The 16,452-nt window shown below is 65.1% G+C and carries 17 protein-coding genes and 1 pseudogene; 13 read left to right on the top strand and 5 right to left on the bottom strand.

Translation table 11 applies throughout. The annotated features are described in order from the left end of the window. Window positions 1–40: 40 nt before the first annotated feature. From HZF03_RS18515 to ureC, 4 genes are all read left to right on the top strand, one after another. Window positions 41–343: an urease subunit gamma gene (locus tag HZF03_RS18515; protein ID WP_011159202.1), complete on the top strand. Its 303-nt coding sequence runs from the start codon at window positions 41–43 to the stop codon at window positions 341–343. 136 nt (window positions 344–479) lie between these two features. Further along, on the top strand, window positions 480–785 hold the full coding sequence (locus HZF03_RS18510) for an urease subunit beta (RefSeq protein ID WP_119020068.1): 306 nt from the start codon (window positions 480–482) through the stop codon (window positions 783–785). Continuing rightward, a complete protein-coding gene (locus HZF03_RS18505) occupies window positions 785–1,321 on the top strand; it encodes an HD domain-containing protein (protein ID WP_107345418.1) in 537 nt (178 codons plus the stop codon). The genes HZF03_RS18510 and HZF03_RS18505 overlap by 1 nt, the downstream gene beginning before the upstream one ends. After that, a complete protein-coding gene (gene ureC / locus HZF03_RS18500; RefSeq protein WP_119020067.1) occupies window positions 1,318–3,030 on the top strand; it encodes an urease subunit alpha in 1,713 nt (570 codons plus the stop codon). Before HZF03_RS18505 ends, ureC begins: the two co-directional genes overlap by 4 nt. Window positions 3,031–3,070: 40 nt before the next feature. Here the strand turns inward: ureC and HZF03_RS18495 are convergent. Continuing rightward, a pseudogene (locus HZF03_RS18495) lies at window positions 3,071–4,239 on the bottom strand (IS481-like element ISRpa3 family transposase). 268 nt (window positions 4,240–4,507) lie between these two features. Between HZF03_RS18495 and HZF03_RS18490 the strand changes: the two are divergent. From HZF03_RS18490 to HZF03_RS18480, 3 genes are read left to right on the top strand one after another with little or no spacing between them, the layout of a single operon-like run. Further along, on the top strand, window positions 4,508–4,807 hold the full coding sequence (locus HZF03_RS18490) for a putative quinol monooxygenase (protein ID WP_119017898.1): 300 nt from the start codon (window positions 4,508–4,510) through the stop codon (window positions 4,805–4,807). 8 nt (window positions 4,808–4,815) lie between these two features. Next, window positions 4,816–5,472 carry an urease accessory protein UreE gene (locus HZF03_RS18485; protein ID WP_119017899.1) on the top strand — a complete coding sequence of 219 codons (657 nt, stop codon included), beginning with the start codon at window positions 4,816–4,818 and terminating at the stop codon, window positions 5,470–5,472. After that, window positions 5,462–6,184: an urease accessory protein UreF gene (locus HZF03_RS18480; RefSeq protein ID WP_119017900.1), complete on the top strand. Its 723-nt coding sequence runs from the start codon at window positions 5,462–5,464 to the stop codon at window positions 6,182–6,184. Before HZF03_RS18485 ends, HZF03_RS18480 begins: the two co-directional genes overlap by 11 nt. Window positions 6,185–6,249: 65 nt before the next feature. Here the strand turns inward: HZF03_RS18480 and HZF03_RS18475 are convergent, their stop codons facing one another. Continuing rightward, window positions 6,250–7,812, bottom strand: a complete 1,563-nt coding sequence (locus HZF03_RS18475) for an AMP-binding protein (protein WP_119017901.1) — start codon at window positions 7,810–7,812, stop codon at window positions 6,250–6,252. A gap of 84 nt (window positions 7,813–7,896) precedes the next feature. Between HZF03_RS18475 and HZF03_RS18470 the strand changes: the two genes are divergently transcribed. Continuing rightward, entirely contained in the window at window positions 7,897–8,886 is a 990-nt protein-coding gene (locus HZF03_RS18470; protein WP_179906190.1) for an NAD(P)H-dependent flavin oxidoreductase, read from the top strand. Between the two features lie 78 nt (window positions 8,887–8,964). Then, complete coding sequence (locus HZF03_RS18465; RefSeq protein ID WP_119017902.1) at window positions 8,965–10,017, top strand: alcohol dehydrogenase; 1,053 nt, start codon at window positions 8,965–8,967, stop codon at window positions 10,015–10,017. 109 nt (window positions 10,018–10,126) lie between these two features. On the opposite strand, the gene mobA is transcribed toward HZF03_RS18465, so the two are convergent. Then, complete coding sequence (mobA, locus tag HZF03_RS18460; RefSeq protein ID WP_119017903.1) at window positions 10,127–10,747, bottom strand: molybdenum cofactor guanylyltransferase MobA; 621 nt, start codon at window positions 10,745–10,747, stop codon at window positions 10,127–10,129. A gap of 127 nt (window positions 10,748–10,874) precedes the next feature. Between mobA and HZF03_RS18455 the strand changes: the two genes are divergently transcribed. Continuing rightward, complete coding sequence (locus HZF03_RS18455) at window positions 10,875–11,132, top strand: sulfurtransferase TusA family protein (protein WP_119017904.1); 258 nt, start codon at window positions 10,875–10,877, stop codon at window positions 11,130–11,132. A gap of 63 nt (window positions 11,133–11,195) precedes the next feature. After that, window positions 11,196–11,585 (top strand): DUF6496 domain-containing protein, encoded by a 390-nt coding sequence (locus HZF03_RS24505; protein ID WP_119017905.1) that lies wholly within the window; start codon window positions 11,196–11,198, stop codon window positions 11,583–11,585. Between the two features lie 228 nt (window positions 11,586–11,813). Here HZF03_RS24505 and ku read toward each other — a convergent pair whose 3' ends face one another. Continuing rightward, window positions 11,814–12,695 carry a non-homologous end joining protein Ku gene (gene ku, locus HZF03_RS18445; RefSeq protein WP_119017906.1) on the bottom strand — a complete coding sequence of 294 codons (882 nt, stop codon included), beginning with the start codon at window positions 12,693–12,695 and terminating at the stop codon, window positions 11,814–11,816. Between the two features lie 133 nt (window positions 12,696–12,828). Here ku and ligD point away from each other — a divergent pair, with 133 nt between their 5' ends. Continuing rightward, window positions 12,829–15,573 (top strand): DNA ligase D, encoded by a 2,745-nt coding sequence (ligD, locus tag HZF03_RS18440; RefSeq protein WP_119017907.1) that lies wholly within the window; start codon window positions 12,829–12,831, stop codon window positions 15,571–15,573. A gap of 139 nt (window positions 15,574–15,712) precedes the next feature. Here the strand turns inward: ligD and HZF03_RS18435 are convergent, their stop codons facing one another. After that, window positions 15,713–15,877, bottom strand: a complete 165-nt coding sequence (locus HZF03_RS18435; RefSeq protein WP_012497069.1) for a DUF3309 family protein — start codon at window positions 15,875–15,877, stop codon at window positions 15,713–15,715. 176 nt (window positions 15,878–16,053) lie between these two features. Between HZF03_RS18435 and HZF03_RS18430 the strand changes: the two genes are divergently transcribed. Then, a complete protein-coding gene (locus HZF03_RS18430; protein ID WP_119017908.1) occupies window positions 16,054–16,362 on the top strand; it encodes a polyhydroxyalkanoic acid system family protein in 309 nt (102 codons plus the stop codon). Window positions 16,363–16,452 lie beyond the last annotated feature (90 nt).

Genomic DNA, 16,452 nt, shown 5'->3' with positions numbered 1-16,452 from the left:
GTCACGTCCGAATTTCAGGCTCATTCGATCGAGTGCCTTCATGAACCTCTCCCCCCGCGAAAAGGACAAGCTGCTGGTCTCGATGGCAGCGATGGTCGCCCGCCGCCGGCTCGAGCGCGGCGTCAAGCTCAACCATCCCGAGGCCGTGGCGCTGATCACCGATTTCATCGTCGAGGGCGCGCGCGACGGCCGCAGCGTCGCCGAACTGATGCACGCCGGCGCCCAGGTGATCACGCGCGACCAGTGCATGGACGGCATCGCCGAAATGATTCACGACATCCAGGTCGAAGCCACATTCCCCGACGGCACCAAGCTCGTCACCGTGCACCAGCCGATCAGGTAGTGGCGATGTGCCGTCGTTTCGAAGGCTCTTTCGTTCGTCATTGCGAGGAGCGCAGCGACGAAGCAATCCAGGGCCACGCGTGCGGCTCTGGATTGCTTCGCTTCGCTCGCAATGACGCCTGTTGTGGAGAAAATCGATGATCCCCGGTGAACTGTTCATCGAAGACGGCGAGATCGAGCTCAACGCCGGGCGCGCCACGGTGACGCTGACGGTGGCCAACAGCGGCGACCGGCCGATCCAGGTCGGCTCGCACTATCATTTCTTCGAAACCAACCCGGCGCTGCAATTCGACCGCGACAAGGCCCGCGGCATGCGGCTCGACATCGCGGCCGGCACCGCCGTGCGCTTCGAGCCCGGCCAGAGCCGCGACGTCCAGCTGGTCGCGCTCGCCGGCAGCCGCACCATCTACGGCTTCCGCGGCGACGTGATGGGCAAGCTGTAATGACCGATCTCGTGCTGGTGTCTCGCGCTGCCGACTTCGCCGCGCGAAAACATGCCGGGACGCGGCGCAAGGGCGCCGATAAGGAGCCTTACGTCAATCACCTCGCCGAAGTCGCGCTGTTGCTGACGGTCGCGACGGAGGGCGCCGATGCGCCGCTGGTGGCCGCCGGCTGGCTGCACGACACCATCGAGGACACCGGCGTCACGCGCGACGATCTCGCCGAGCTGTTTAGCGAAGACGTCGCCGAGCTGGTGGTCGCCTGCACTGACGACAAGACGCTGCCGAAGGCCGAGCGCAAGCGGCTGCAGATCGAGCACGCGCCGCATCTGGCGCCGCGCGCCAAGATGATCAAGCTCGCGGACAAGATCAGCAATCTTCGCTCGCTGATCCTGTCGCCGCCGGACGATTGGGAACGCGACCGGCTGCTCGACTATCTCGATTGGGCCGAAAAGGTCGCGGCCGGTTGCCGCGGCGTCAACGATCACCTCGAACGTTTATTCGACGAAACCGCCGCGCGCGGGAGGGCCGTGTTGTGAGCACCAAGATTGCACGTTCCGTCTATGCCGACATGTTCGGCCCGACCACCGGCGACCGCGTCCGGCTCGCCGACACCGATCTGATCGTCGAGGTCGAGAAGGATCTCACCACTTACGGCGAAGAGGTGAAATTCGGCGGCGGCAAGGTGATCCGCGACGGCATGGGCCAGTCGCAGGTGACCAACAAGGGCGGCGCCGCCGATACGGTGATCACCAACGCGCTGATCGTCGACCATTGGGGCATCGTCAAAGCCGACGTTGCCATCACGGCCGGCGTGATCACCGCGATCGGCAAGGCCGGTAATCCGGACATTCAGCCCAATGTCGATATCATCATCGGTCCCGGCACCGACGTGATCGCCGGCGAAGGCAAGATCCTCACCGCCGGAGGCTTCGACAGCCACATCCATTTCATCTGCCCGCAGCAGATCGAACATGCGCTGATGAGCGGCGTCACCACGATGCTGGGCGGCGGCACCGGCCCGTCGCACGGCACCTTTGCAACGACCTGCACCCCGGGCCCATGGCACATCGGCCGGATGATTCAGTCGTTCGATGCGTTTCCGGTCAATCTCGGCATCTCCGGCAAGGGCAACGCCGCGCTGCCCGGGCCGCTGAAGGAAATGATCGAAGGCGGGGCCTGCGCGCTCAAGCTGCACGAGGACTGGGGCACGACGCCGGCGGCGATCGACAATTGCCTCACCGTCGCCGACGAATACGACATCCAGGTGATGATCCACACCGACACGCTCAACGAGTCGGGTTTCGTCGAAGACACCGTGAAGGCGTTCAAGGGCCGCACCATTCACGCCTTCCACACTGAAGGCGCCGGCGGCGGCCACGCGCCGGACATCATCAAGGTCGCGAGCCTCGACAACGTGCTGCCGTCGTCGACCAATCCGACGCGGCCGTTCACCAAGAACACCATCGATGAGCATCTCGACATGCTGATGGTGTGCCACCATCTCGATCCGTCGATCGCCGAGGATCTCGCCTTTGCGGAGAGCCGCATCCGCAAGGAGACGATCGCGGCCGAAGACATCCTGCACGACCTCGGCGCGCTGTCGATGATGTCGTCGGACAGTCAGGCGATGGGCCGGCTCGGCGAAGTGATCATCCGCACCTGGCAGACCGCCGACAAAATGAAGAAGCAGCGCGGCGCGCTGCCGCAGGACTCGGCGCGGAATGATAACTTCCGGGTCAAACGCTACATCGCCAAGTACACGATCAACCCGGCGATCGCGCATGGCGTGTCGAAGCTGATCGGTTCGGTCGAAAAGGGCAAGATGGCAGACCTCGTGCTGTGGTCGCCGGCTTTCTTCGGCGTCAAGCCGGACTGCATCATCAAGGGTGGCAGCATCGTCGCGGCGCCGATGGGCGATCCCAACGCCTCGATCCCGACGCCGCAGCCGGTGCACTATCAGCCGATGTTCGGCGCCTTCGGCAGGGCGTTGACCGCGTCGTCGGTGGTGTTCACCTCGCAGGCCGCCGCTGCCGGCAATCTCGCCCGCGACCTCGGCATCGCCAAGAAGCTGGTCCCGATTAGCAACGTCCGCGGCGGCATCTCCAAGAAGAGCATGATCCACAACGACGCCACGCCGAAGCTCGAAGTCGATCCCGAGACCTACGAAGTCCGCGCCGACGGCGAACTGCTCACCTGCGCCCCGGCCGAAGTGCTGCCGCTGGCGCAGCGCTACTTCATGTTCTGAAGCGGGGCAGCATTCATTGCGTCATCGCCGGGCTTGATGTTCAGCCCGGAGACATAGTCGACACGTGTTCGGAGACATGACCGACACCTTTTCCGCCGTCAAGTCGATGGTGGCGACTTGGTGGGCGGCGAAGAACACGCCGTATTTGCCGTCGGTGGAGAGCGGCCTGATGGCCAAGCGCTCTCCGGCGAAGGCTTGCGGCACCTTCCACAAACGACCTTTGAAGCTGACATAGGCCTTGGTTTTCGGGACGGAGCGGACGATGTCGCGCTCATCGTATTCTGGAGCCGGCAGGCGGTCCGGCAGAGAACGCCGGCTCGGTTGGTAGCGATCAGCAGGCACCAGCTGGCCTAGCGACTCGTGAGGGCGCTCGAAGTTGTACACCTCGCGCCAGGAGTCGAAGGCACGTTGCGCCTCGGCGAGGTCGCGCAAGGGCCGCAGCGCAAACACCTCGTCGTCCAGCGTGCGATGGAAGCGCTCGTTCTTGCCGCGGCTCTGCGGGTGATAGGGACGGCTGCGGATCACGCTGATGCCGAGCTTGAGCAGCCACACCGAAAACCACGTCCAGCGCTCGCCGGAACTATCCGACCACGGCGAGCCGTTGTCGACGAAGATCGTGTCGGGCAAGCCGTAGTGCCGGAACGTCGTTTGCAGCCTGTCCTGCACGGTTTCGCCGCGCTGATCGGCGCAAGCCTGGAGGCACAGATCGTAGCGTGAGTGATCGTCCACCACGGTCAGCGGATGGCAGCGGACGTCGTTGCCGAGCCGAACCCAGCCTTTGAAGTCCATCTGCCAAAGCATGTTCGGTGCCGGCATCTCGAACCGCAGCGTCGCCGGTGGACCGCCGGCGGCAGGCTTGATCCGGCCGTGCCGGCGCAGGATCTCGTGGATCGTCGACACCGCCGGAGCGCTGTGTCCGGACCGCTTCATCGAGCTAGCGATCTTGCGCGCCCCCCACGCTGGATGCGCATCGCGAACCGCCAGCACCTGTGCCTCGCACGCCGCCGAGGTTTGCCGCGGGCTTTCGTGCGGCCGCCGCGATAGGTCGACGACATCACCTCCGGCCGCGCATCGCTCCAACCATTTGTAGCCGGTCGTCCAATGAATGCCGAACCGCCGGCACAACTCCCGCCGGTTCGCTCCCTCCTGCATCGCAAGCCGGACGAACTCTCGTCTCTGATCCACCGCCGACACCTCACGCCAGGGCATGGACTTGGCCTCCAACCGCCAAATCCAGCCACTATGATGCGTCGACTATGTCTCCGAACACCCGTAGGTCATGTCTCCGGGCTGAACACTTGACCCGGCGATCCATCTCTGTGCAACAGCGCGCGTTTGCGCGCATCCCGGAATGACCGTCGCGTGGCGCGTCGACGCGGTTGAGCCGCCCCTTTGCATCCCCGCCGCATCCGCCTAATGTCCCGCGCGCCGGCGCCATGTCCGGCCTTGCAGACACAAACCGCCGGGAGGAATATTCGTGATCTATGTCGTCGCCACTTTGACCGTGAAGCCCGAAATGCGTGCCGAACTGATCGTCGCTGCCAAAGCCTGCATCGCCGAGACGCGCAAGGAGCCCGGCAACATCGCCTACGACCTGCACGAGAGCGTCACCGATCCCGGCAAGATGGTGTTCGTCGAGCAGTGGGAAAACGCCGAAGCGCTGGAGCCGCATCGCAAGGCCGAGCACATGAAGACGTTCGGTCGCGTCGCCGTCACCTGCTTCGCCGCGCCGCCCAAGATCGAAATCATCACGCCGGCGAACGTCGTGACCAGATAGGAGACTCCATGATCCGCGCCACCGCCGTCCGCGGCCAGCATCGCTGGACCGCCACCCCGGCCGACACCGTCGTGCTCGATTTCGACGACCGGCATCGCCGCCGCATGGCGATGACCGGGACGCGGGGACTTTCGTTCCTGCTCGATCTGGAGCAGGCGGTGGCGCTGCGCGGCGGCGACGCGCTGGTGCTGGAAGACGGCCGGCTGGTGGAAGTGGTCGCGGCACCGGAGCCGCTGCTCGAGATCCGCGGCCACGATCCGCAACATCTGGTGCGGCTCGCCTGGCATCTCGGCAACCGCCATCTGCCGACGCAACTGATGGCTAAGGCGCTGCGCATCCGCCGCGACCACGTCATCGCCGACATGGTCCGCGGCCTCGGCGGCAAGGTGGTGGAGATCGAAGCGCCGTTCGATCCGGAAGGCGGCGCCTACGCACCGGCGCACGACAGCGGCGATGCGGCGCACGGCCACCACGATCATGCGCATCATGACCACGCGCATCATGGTCATGCACATCATGATCACAGCCACGACCATGATCACGCCCATGATCACGCTCACGGCCACGGTTGCGGGCATGATCACCAGGGGCATGACCATCATGTCCATGACGAGAGCTGCGGCCATCAGCATTCGCACGGCCATTCTCACAAGCATGAGCACTGAGCCGGAGGCGTCGGCGCAGCCGCTGCCCGCACAGCAGAGCGCGGCGCTGTTCCGGCTGATGACTTGGCTGTCGCCGGCGTTCCCGGTCGGCGCGTTCTCTTATTCCAGCGGCATCGAATGGGCGGTGGAGGCCGGCGACGTCGAAGGCGCCGCCAGTTTGCGCGATTGGCTCGACGCGATGCTGCAGCATGGCGCCGGATTCTGCGACGCGGTGCTGCTCTGCCATGCCTACCGCGCCACCGAGCGACATGACGACGCCGGCCTGCTAGCCGTCGCTGAACTCGCCGCGGCGTTCGTCACCTCGGCTGAGCGCCAGCTCGAGACGCTGTCGCAGGGCCGCGCCTTTATCGAGATCGCCCGCAAGGCATGGAACAGCGACGGCCTCGGCCGCGCCGTGGCAGCATGCGGCGAGGCGATCGCCTATCCGGTCGCGGTCGGCGTGGTCAGCGCATCGCACGGCGTGCCGCTGCCGGCGACGCTGCACGGCTTCCTGCACGCGGTGACGTCGAACTGGATCTCGGCCGGCGCGCGGCTGATCCCGCTCGGCCAGACCGACAGCCAGCGCGTGCTCGCCGCGCTGGAGCCATCGGTGATCGCGACGGGCGCGCGAGCGCTGACCGCGTCGCTCGACGACCTCGGCACCGCCACCTTCCGCGCCGATCTCGCCAGCCTGCGCCACGAGACGCAGTACACGCGGCTGTTTCGGTCGTAGTACCAGGTCGTCACTCCGGGTTCGCGCTGCGCGCGCCCCGGAATGACCATTGACGGGATTGCGAACTACCCGACCATCCGATCCCGACCGGCCCAGAAGCCGGCGCGCAGCACTTTCTTGTCGATCTTGCCGACGCCGGTCATCGGCAGCTCGGTGACGAACTGCACCTGTTTCGGCGCATGCGCCGAGCCCTTGCGGGTCTTGACCAGCTCGATCAACTCGCGCTCGTCGGGCTTGGTGCCAGGCTTGGCGACGACGACGGCGGTGACCGCTTCGCCCCATTTGTCGTCGGGCACGCCGACCACCGCGACCATCGCGACGTCCCGATGGGTCGACAACACGTCCTCGACCTCGCGCGGGAAGATGTTGAAGCCGCCGGACACGATCATGTCCTTCTTGCGGTCGAGAATGTACATGTAGCCGCGGTCGTCCTGCTTGGCGATGTCGCCGGTGTGCAGCCAGCCGCTCTTCAGCGTTTCGGCGGTCTGCTCCGGACGCTTCCAATATTCAGCCATCACGTGCGGCGCGCGCACGCAGATCTCGCCGGCCTCGCCGAGCGGCACTTCCTGATCGTTCTCGTCGAGAATCCGGGCATCGCAGGCCGCGATCGGGAAGCCGCACGACAGAAACAGCTCCGGCTGCTTCGGATCGTGATCGGCCTTGCGCAGCACCGACACCGGATAGCACTCGGTCTGGCCGTAGAGCTGCGAGAACACCGACCCGATCCGCTCGATGCCTTCGACCAGCCGCGTCGGCGACATCGGCGAGGCGCCGTACAGCACCAGGTCGAGCGACGACAGATCGGTCTTGGCGAGCGCCGGATGATCGAGCAGCACGTAGATCATCGTCGGCACGAACAGCGTGAAGTTGATCTTCTCGCGCTCGATCGTCTGCAGCACCGCTTCCGGATCGAACCCCTTCATCATGTGGATGGTGCCGCCGCGGATCAGCGACGGCAGCACCTTGGTGCCGGCAACGTGGCTGATCGGCGCCACCGTGAGATAGCGCGGATCGAACGGGATTTCGAAATCGGCCAGGATCGCATTGGCGAAACCGGCGTTCTCGCGATGGTGGCGCAGCGCTCCTTTGGATTTCCCGGTGGTGCCGCCGGTGTAGTTCAGCACCGCGACATCATCGAGCTGAGCGAAGTCGCGCGCCGTGGCGCTGCCGGCCTGCTCCAGCGCGGTGAGCAGATCGAGCCCGTAGCCGGCGCGGCCGATGGTGAAGACGTGGCGCAGGCCGCTGGCCTGGGCGGCCAGCTCGCCGCCGCGCTCCAGAAAGGCGGCGGCGTCGATGATCAGCACCGCAGCTTCGGAGTCCTCGATCTGATCGAGCTGATCCTGGCGCGAGCCGAGCGGATGCAGCCAGGTGATGGCGAAGCGGCAGAGCTGGGCGGCGACGCCGGCGCACCAGGTCTCGGCGCGATTGGCGGTGAGCAGCGCAACCCGCGTGCCCGGCGGCAGGCCGAGCCCCATGAACACCTTCTGGATGCTGCCGATCATGTCGGTGGCGCCGCGATAGCTCAAGCTGCCGCCGGGCCAGGCGAACGCGGTGCGCGACGGATAGCGCGCCAGCGCCCGCAATGTCTGCGTGCCTGCAGTCGGAAAAGCGTTGAGCTCGGCAGTCATGGCGTTCGTCTCCCTTGTGTTTTGTCATCGGCTGTTGGGCGTGCCAATGTTCGGCAACCACATTAGCACGGCTGACCAGGGCCGATGCAAACAGAGCAGGAGGAAACTGCCGTGAAATCATCCGACCGTCTGGCGCGCTTCGGCGATCGTCTCAGTTTGCCGCTGATTGCGGCACCGATGTTTCTGGTGTCCGGCGTCGATCTGGTGGCTGCGGCGTGTAGTAGCGGCGTGATCGGATCATTTCCGACGGTGAATTGCCGCACGACGGAACAACTCGGGGGCTGGCTCGATGAGATCACGCGCCGAATCGCGGCACACGAGCACGCGAGCGGCCGGCGCGCCGCGCCGTGGTGTCCGAACCTGATCGTGCATCGCTCCAACGCGCGGCTCGGCGACGATTTACAGCTGTTATTGCGGCACAAGCCCGAGGTGGTGATCACCAGCGTCGGCTCGCCGCAGCCGGTGATCGCGCCGCTGCACGATGTCGGCGCCATGGTGCTCGCCGACGTTGCGAGCATCCGCCATGCCGAACGCGCGGTGGCGGCCGGAGTTGACGGCCTGGTGTTGCTCACCGCCGGTGCCGGGGGCCAGACCGGTTGGCTCAATCCGTTCGCCTTCGTGCGTGCGGTGCGGCAATTCTTCGACGGCGTGATCGTGCTGGCCGGCGGCATCAGTGACGGCGTCGCGCTGCGCGCCGCGATGACGCTCGGCTGCGACCTCGGCTACATGGGCACCAAGTTCATCGCCACGGAAGAGAGCCTCGCCGATCCGCGCTACAAGGCAATGCTGGTGGAGGCGAGCGCCGACGATATCCTGCTCACCAAAGCGTTCACTGGATTGCAGACCAATATGCTGCGGCCGTCGATCGTCGCCGCCGGGCTCGATCCCGACGATCTGCCGGAGCGCGGCGGCATCGACATCGGCAAAGATATCGACGTCGGTGCGCGGGAGGACCGGCCGAAGCGCTGGCGCGATATCTGGAGCGCCGGTCATTCGGCGTCCGGCATCGGCGGCGTCGTGCCGATCGCCGATCTGGTGGCGAAGACTACGGCCGAATTCCGCAGCGCGGCGTAGCCGCACCGGCCATCGACGGCCGTGCGGCGGCGTGGCATGCTTCGACGATAAACAAGAACAATCTCGGGAGACTACGCCATGAGGAGCTTTCGCGTCACCGATTTCGGCAAACCGTTGAGCGAGGACAACCGGCCGACGCCGGAACTGACCGGCACGCAAGTGCTGGTCCGCGTCAAGGCCGCCGGCATCTGCCATAGCGATCTGCACATCTGGGAAGGCGGTTACGAACTCGGCCACGGCCGCAAGAAGTTGTCGCTCGCCGATCGCGGCGTCGCATTGCCGCTGACGATGGGGCACGAGACCGTCGGCGAAATCGTCGCCGCCGGTCCCGACGCCAAGGACGCCAAGATTGGCGAGGTCGCGTTGGTGTATCCGTGGATCGGCTGCGGCGAATGCGACGTCTGCAAGGCCGGCGACGAGAATATGTGTCTGAAGCCGCGGTTTCTCGGGGTGTATTGCGACGGCGGCTACTCGGACGAACTGATCGTGCCGCATCCGCGCTATCTGCTCAGCCTTGATGGGCTCGATCCGGTGACCGCAGCGCCCTATGCGTGCTCCGGCATCACCACCTACAGCGCGCTGAAGAAGCTCGACTTCTGCCTCGACAGCCCGATCGTGATCTTCGGTGCCGGCGGACTCGGATTGATGGCGCTGGAGCTGCTCAAGGCGATGGGCGGCAAGGGCGCCATCATGGTCGATATCGACGCGGCCAAGCGCGAGGCGGCGCAGAAGGCCGGCGCGCTCGGCACGGTCGACGGCGCCGCGCCGGACGCGCTGGCGCAGATCGCGGCGATCGCCAAAGGCCCGGTGCGCGGTGCGCTGGATCTGGTCGGCAATCCGCAGACCGCGCAGCTCGGCTTCGATTGTCTCACCAAGGGCGGCAAGCTGGTGATCGTCGGTTTGTTCGGCGGCGGCGCGCCGTGGGCGCTGCCGTTCATCCCGATGCGCGCCATCACCATCCAGGGCAGCTATGTCGGCAATCTTGCCGAAACCCAGGAGCTGCTCGATCTGGTCCGCGCCAAGAAGGTGTCGCCGATCCCGGTCACCAAGGTGGCGCTGCCGCAGGCTTACGATGCGCTCATCGATCTGCAGAAGGGCAAGCTGGTCGGCCGCGCGGTGCTGACGCCGTAGCGGCACGCACCGCTTCCGCCATTGCGAGCGAAGCGAAGCAATCCAGCCCCGTGCTCGGTGCTGGATTGCTTCGTCGCTACGCTTCTCGCAATGACGGGGAGACGTTCTGCTATTGATCGGCCGCCGCAATGCGTTCGGCCTCGGCGATATCGTCCGGCGTGTTGGCGTTGAAGAACGGGTCGAATGGCGTGACAGGCCACTCCACCACCGCGCAGGGATAGCGCGCGGTGAACCGTTCGACCTTGCGGATGTCGTCCTCGATCAGTGCGGCCCGCAATGCGTCGCGGATCGCTACCGGCCACAGTGCGATTACTGGATGCAGATGGCCGCCTGAGGCGGCGACAGCAATCTCGGCATGCTCGTCGAGCCGTGCCTGATGGAGGCGCGCCACCAGATCACGCGGCAGGAACGGGCAGTCGCCCGGTGCGGTCAGGACGCAGGCGGCACGTGGCTGCTGCTCCGCCGCCCAATCCATTGCCGCCAGCACGCCGGCGAGCGGGCCGGGGAAGCCCTGCACATCATCGGCAATCACCGGCAGACCGAAGGATTCGAAGCGGGCCGAGTCGCCATTGGCGTTGAGCGCCAGCGCGCCGCATTGGGGCTGGAGGCGCTCGATCACGTGCGCCAGTAGCGGTCGCCCCGCGATGGCCCGCAGCGGTTTGTCGCCGCCGCCCATCCGGCGGGCAAGGCCGCCGGCCAGGATCACGGCGGGTGGTCGAACATCAGACATCGCGCACTCCGCGCCGCGTCGCGACTTTCGCGACGCCCGTGGTTAGCTCACCATGGCGCGGCTCGGCAATAAGAACGAGGCCGAAGGCGATTGACCGCGCGCCGCGGCTTCGTCATCGTCCGCCGCCATGGCCAAGACCGTTCTCGATCTCACCGGGCTGAAATGCCCGCTGCCGGTGCTGAAGACCCGCAAGGCACTGCCGCGTCTGCAGGCCGGCGATCTGTTGGAAGTCCGCTGCACCGATCCGATGGCGCTGATCGATATTCCAGTGCTGATCGGCGAGACCGGCGATCGTATCATCTCGAGTGAACGCAGCGACGAGGTGATCGTGTTCGTTATCGAAAAGCTCGCGAGCGCACCGGCCGTGGACGGCGAGCGGGACTGATAGCTCCGCCAAGGAACCATCGGGGATCGGCATCATTGATCATCGTTCCATAGGGAGGAGATCATGGCCCGGAAATATTCCAAGAAAGCGTCCGCCAAGGTCGGCCGCGCGATGAAGAAGCGCAAGGCCGGGACGCTGAAGAGCGGCGGCTCGGGTAAGAAGGTCAAGAGCCGCAAACAGGCGATCGCGATTGGTCTGTCGGAAGCCCGCGCCGAAGGGGCGAAGGCGCCAAAGAAGAAGACCGGCAAGAAGGCGTCGAAGACCTCCGCCAAGAAAGCATCGAAGTCCGGCCGCAAGACGACGAAGAAGACGACCACGAAGGCCACCAAGTCCAGCAGCAAGCGGATCGGCGCGAAGGCCTCGTCGGGGCGTAAGTCGTCGAAGTCATCCACCGCGCGAAAATCGTCAGGCCGGAAATCATCATCGCGCAGGTCCGGCAAGAAGGCGTCGTAGGACGACTTCACGTACCATCGCGCGAGTCATTCCGGGGCGCCGCGCAGCGGCGAACCCGGAATCTGGAGATTCAGGGCGCTGATGGTTCGGCAGCGCTGCCGGAAAACAACTTCGAGATTCCGGGTTCGCGAGCTTGCGCTCGCGCCCCGGAATGACGGTGTGGGGCAAACCCGCAAGGCTTCCTAAGCTGTCAGAGCAGCATTGCAGGACACCCGATCTAAACCAGCCTCACCCCGCCTTGCGCTGCCGCGCGGTGGAGCGGCGGGCCTTCGGGCGGGCGGAGGAGCGGGAGGCTTTGTGGCGGCCGTGAGCCTCGCCGGTTTTGCCGCCGGACTTGCCGCCTTCCAGGCTCTGCTTCAGCGCGTCCATCAGGCTGACGACGTTGCTCTCCTTTTCCTCGGGTTCGGGGAGCTTGATCGACTTGCCGGCGGCCTTGCGCTTGACCAGCGCTTTCAGCGCGGTCTCGTATTCGTCCTTGAACTTCTTCGGCTCGAAATGTGCCGCCTTGGTATCGAGGATGTGGCCGGCGAGTTCGACCATGTCCTTGGAGATCTTCGGCGACTTGATGCTGTCGAAATATTCGTCGGCGTCGCGCAGCTCGTAAGGGTAGCGCAGCGTGGTCGCCAGCAAGCCCTTGCCGAACGGCTCGATCGCCAGCACATGCTCACGGTTGGTGAGGACGATGCGGCCGAGCGCGACGCGGCCTTTGTCTTTCATCGCGTCGCGGATCACTGCGAAGGCGTCGGTGCCTGCCTTGCCGTCGGGAACGATGTAATAGGGATGATTGAGAAAGCGCTGGTCGATTTCGTCAGCCGGCACGAAGCTGTCGATGTCGATGGTGTGGGTGCTCTCGATCTGCACCGCCTCCAGCTCGTCCTTCTCGATCTCGATGTACTTGCCCTTGCGTACCTCGTAGCCGCGGGCCTTCTGATCCTTCTCGACGACGTCGCCGGTGTCCTCGTCGATCATCTGCTGCTTCAGCCGGTTGCCGGTCTCCGCATTGATCATGTGGAAGCGGGTCTTCTCGACGCTGGTCGTGGCCGGATACAACGCGACCGGACAGGTGACGAGGGACAGCTTCAGCGTGCCCTTCCAGTAGGCGCGAGGCATGGGAATTCTCCGAGGGCTCGAGTCGTCGCGACCGGGCGGTCAGGGTGATGCTATCATGGGTGGAACTTGAACGGGCATCCCGGGTTTTGGTTCCTGTCCTGCCCAACCTGTCGGCGGTGAGTAAGGAGCGACGGTGGCCAGCAACAAGCTCAGCATCTACCGCAAAAAACGCGATTTCGAGCAGACCGCGGAGCCGCGTGGCGATGCCAAGGTGGCGCCGTCGAAGCAGCGGCGGTTCGTGATCCAGAAGCACGACGCCACCCGGCTGCACTACGACCTGCGCCTGGAATATGGCGGTGTCTTTAAGTCCTGGGCGGTGACCAAAGGACCGTCGCTCGATCCCAACGACAAGCGCCTTGCTGTCGAGGTCGAGGATCATCCGCTCGACTACGGTGACTTCGAAGGCACGATTCCCAAGGGTCAGTATGGCGGCGGCACGGTGCAGCTCTGGGACCGCGGCTATTGGGAGTGCGACGATCCCGAGCGCGGCTTCAAGACCGGCGACCTGAAGTTCACCCTGCATGGCGAGAAGCTGCATGGCAGCTGGGTGCTGGTGCGGATGCGGCACGACCGCAGCGGCGGCAAGCGCACCAACTGGCTGCTGATCAAGCACCGCGACGACGACGCCCGCGAGGGTGACGCCAACACCGTACTCGACGACGACCGCTCGGTCGCCTCGGGGCGCGCCATGGAAACGATCGCGGAAGGCAAGGGCAAGGCACCGAAGCCATTCATGCTGCGCAAGGCGGCCGCGAAGGTCACGGCGGACGCGGTGTGGGATTCCAACACCGGGCTTGCGGCCGATCAGCGGGCGGAGACTGGCGCTGCGAAGAAAGTCGCCAAGTCCAAGCCGACGACCTCCGCGAAAGCGAAAGCTGCCAAGTCCGCGAAGCCAGTGTCGCGGAGTAAGCCAGCCGCGCAAGGCAAGCGCGCAGCCATGCCAGACTTCGTGCCGCCGCAGCTCTGCACCTCGGTGGAGCGACCGCCCGGCGGCGAGGGCTGGGGTCACGAAATCAAGTTCGATGGCTACCGGATGCAACTCCGCGTCGAGCATGGCGAAGCCAGGCTGCTGACACGCAAGGGTCTGGACTGGACCACCAAGTTTAGTGCGATCGCCGACGAAGCGGCATCGCTGCCGGACTCGATTATCGACACCGAGGTGGTGGCGCTGGATTCGCACGGGCAGCCGGATTTCGCGGCATTGCAGGCGGCGCTGTCCGATGGTCACACCGAGAACTTGATCTGCTTCGCGTTCGATCTGCTCTACGTCGATGGTGAGGATCTGCGCGGCCTGCCGTTGGCGGAGCGCAAGGCGCGGCTTGCGGCCCTGCTGAAAGCAGCGCGCGGCCGGCGCAAGGAGGGGCTGATCCGTTACGTCGAGCATTTCGACACGGGCGGAGACGCGATCCTGCAATCGGCCTGCAAGCTGTCGCTTGAGGGGATCGTATCGAAAAAGCTCGACGCCGCGTATCGCTCCGGCCGCAGCGATGGCTGGACCAAGGCGAAGTGCCGCGCCGGCCATGAGGTGGTGATCGGCGGCTGGAAGACCACGAACGGCAAATTCCGCTCATTGCTTGTCGGCGTCCATCGCGGCGATGACCTTGCCTATGTGGGCATCGTCGGCACCGGCTTTGGCCAGGACGTCGTCAAACGCATCCTGCCCGAGCTGAAAGCGCACAAAGCGGATAGCAGTCCGTTCAGCGGCGCCAATGCGCCGAAGAAGACCCGTGAGGTGCATTGGGTTACGCCCGATCTCGTCGCAGAGATCGAATTTGCCGGCTTCACCGGCGCCGGCATGGTGCGGCAGGCGTCGTTCAAGGGCCTGCGTGCCGACAAGCCGGCGGAGGAGGTCGAGGCCGAGGAGCCGCAGCGGGTCGAGCTTGCCGAGCCGGCACTGAAGCGTCGCACTGCCAAGGCTTCGAAGTCGGGCAAGCCGGCCGCAAAGCGCGCGGCGCCGCGCCGGGCCGATGCCGCCCGCTCCGAGGTGATGGGCGTGGCGATCTCCAAACCCGACAAGGAGCTGTGGCCGGCGAGCGAGATCGGCGCCGCGATCACCAAGCGCGATCTTGCCGATTACTTCGCCGAGGTCGGCGACTGGCTGATCCCGCACATCAAGGGGCGGCCGTGTTCGATCGTGCGCGCGCCGGACGGAATCGACGGCGAGCACTTCTTCCAGCGGCACGCGATGCCGGGAATGTCGAACCTGATCGGGCTGGCAAAGGTCTCAGGCGACCGTAAGCCGTATGTGCAGATCGATCGTTTGGAAGGGTTGATCGCGGCGGCGCAGATCGGCGGGGTCGAGCTGCATCCGTGGAACTGTGCGCCGAGCCGCTACGACGTGCCGGGACGTCTGGTGTTCGATCTCGATCCGGCTCCTGAGGTCGGGTTCGACGAGGTGATCACGGCCGCGAAGGAAATGAAGCAGCGCCTCGAAGCACTGGGGCTCAAGACTTTCTGCAAGACCACCGGCGGCAAGGGGCTGCATGTCGTGGTGCCGCTCAAACCCGACGACGGCATCGACTGGAAGGCGGCGAAGACCTTCGCCCAGACGGTGTGTGCGCAGATGGCCGAGGATAGCCCCGAGCAATATCTGCTCAACATGTCGAAGCAGAAGAGGATTGGAAAGATCTTCCTGGATTACTTGCGCAACGACCGGATGTCGACCGCGGTCGCTGTGCTGTCGCCACGGGCGCGCACCGGTGCCACGGTGTCGATGCCGCTGACGTGGTCGCAGGTGAAGGCCGGGCTCGATCCCAAGCGCTACACGATCGAGTCGGTGCCCGCGCTGATCAAGCGCTCAAAGGCGTGGGCAGATTACGACGACGCCGCAGCTCCGCTGAAGGCCGCGATCAGGATGCTGACCTCAGGCAAGACATAGGCTCATCGGTCGCCTCGCCTCGTACCAGGGGCCGTGCAGGTTCCGTCGTCTGTCTGCCCAACAGGCGCCGAAGACGTGAATGGCCGGGACAAGCCCGGCCACAACGGCGTTGATCAGAGAGCTGACCGACGACAGTGCGTCAGATCTTGCCGAGCAACAGCAGGATCAGCAGGATCACGATCACCAGGCCGAGACCGCCGCCGCCGTAGTAACCGGTGCCGTAGAACGGACCGCCGCCGACGCCGGTGAAACCGCCGAGCAAGGCGATGATTAGAATAATCAGGATGATTGTGCCGAGAGACATGTCGTTCTCCTTGTCGCGGCGGGGTCGCCCGAATGCTCCGCCTGCCGGGAGACCAAACACGTCGCATGAGTGAAGGTTCCGAACCGGAACCTCAGCGTGTGCACAGCTCTGTTGTTTTGTCGCTGCCGACATAGATAGTCGGCAGCTCTCCAATACCGGAAGAAGGATGCAAGCCGATGTCAGCTCCGCTCGTCGTATCAATTCCCCACCACCTTGGGCGCGACGAGGCGCGTCGAAGGCTGCAGACCGGGCTGAGCCGGGCGGCGGTCAACGTCCCTATTCTCACCGTCGACGAGGAGACATGGCGGGGCGATCAAATGCTATTTCGTGTGCGCGCGCTCGGACAGGTCGCGGCCGGGCAGGTCGACGTCGCCGAAGACCACGTGCGGCTCGAAGTGCGGCTGCCGTGGCTATTACAGAAATTCGCTGAGGCAGCTCGCGTCGTAATCCAGAAGCGCGGTTACCTGATGCTGGAGAAGAAGTAACAACGTTGCGTGCGCTGCACCAAATTATCGCGTTGCAACAAGTGTTTATCTGTAGGTTTCGTTAAATTGTAAGTAACCGAATCTTGGAAT

Source organism: Rhodopseudomonas palustris (assembly GCF_013415845.1).
Classification (GTDB): domain Bacteria; phylum Pseudomonadota; class Alphaproteobacteria; order Rhizobiales; family Xanthobacteraceae; genus Rhodopseudomonas; species Rhodopseudomonas palustris_F.
This window is presented reverse-complemented; position numbering and strand designations above follow the sequence as displayed.

Coding starts and splice junctions, on each gene's coding strand:
- HZF03_RS18485 (WP_119017899.1), top strand. CDS start 4,816: ATGATCCGCGCCACCGCCGTCCGCGGCCAGCATCGCTGGACCGCCACC.
- HZF03_RS18455 (WP_119017904.1), top strand. CDS start 10,875: ATGGCCAAGACCGTTCTCGATCTCACCGGGCTGAAATGCCCGCTGCCG.
- mobA (WP_119017903.1), bottom strand. CDS start 10,747: ATGTCTGATGTTCGACCACCCGCCGTGATCCTGGCCGGCGGCCTTGCC.
- HZF03_RS18505 (WP_107345418.1), top strand. CDS start 785: ATGACCGATCTCGTGCTGGTGTCTCGCGCTGCCGACTTCGCCGCGCGA.
- HZF03_RS18430 (WP_119017908.1), top strand. CDS start 16,054: ATGTCAGCTCCGCTCGTCGTATCAATTCCCCACCACCTTGGGCGCGAC.
- HZF03_RS18435 (WP_012497069.1), bottom strand. CDS start 15,877: ATGTCTCTCGGCACAATCATCCTGATTATTCTAATCATCGCCTTGCTC.
- HZF03_RS18470 (WP_179906190.1), top strand. CDS start 7,897: ATGCAAACAGAGCAGGAGGAAACTGCCGTGAAATCATCCGACCGTCTG.
- ku (WP_119017906.1), bottom strand. CDS start 12,695: ATGCCTCGCGCCTACTGGAAGGGCACGCTGAAGCTGTCCCTCGTCACC.
- HZF03_RS18515 (WP_011159202.1), top strand. CDS start 41: ATGAACCTCTCCCCCCGCGAAAAGGACAAGCTGCTGGTCTCGATGGCA.
- HZF03_RS18475 (WP_119017901.1), bottom strand. CDS start 7,812: ATGACTGCCGAGCTCAACGCTTTTCCGACTGCAGGCACGCAGACATTG.
- HZF03_RS24505 (WP_119017905.1), top strand. CDS start 11,196: ATGGCCCGGAAATATTCCAAGAAAGCGTCCGCCAAGGTCGGCCGCGCG.
- HZF03_RS18465 (WP_119017902.1), top strand. CDS start 8,965: ATGAGGAGCTTTCGCGTCACCGATTTCGGCAAACCGTTGAGCGAGGAC.
- HZF03_RS18510 (WP_119020068.1), top strand. CDS start 480: ATGATCCCCGGTGAACTGTTCATCGAAGACGGCGAGATCGAGCTCAAC.
- HZF03_RS18480 (WP_119017900.1), top strand. CDS start 5,462: ATGAGCACTGAGCCGGAGGCGTCGGCGCAGCCGCTGCCCGCACAGCAG.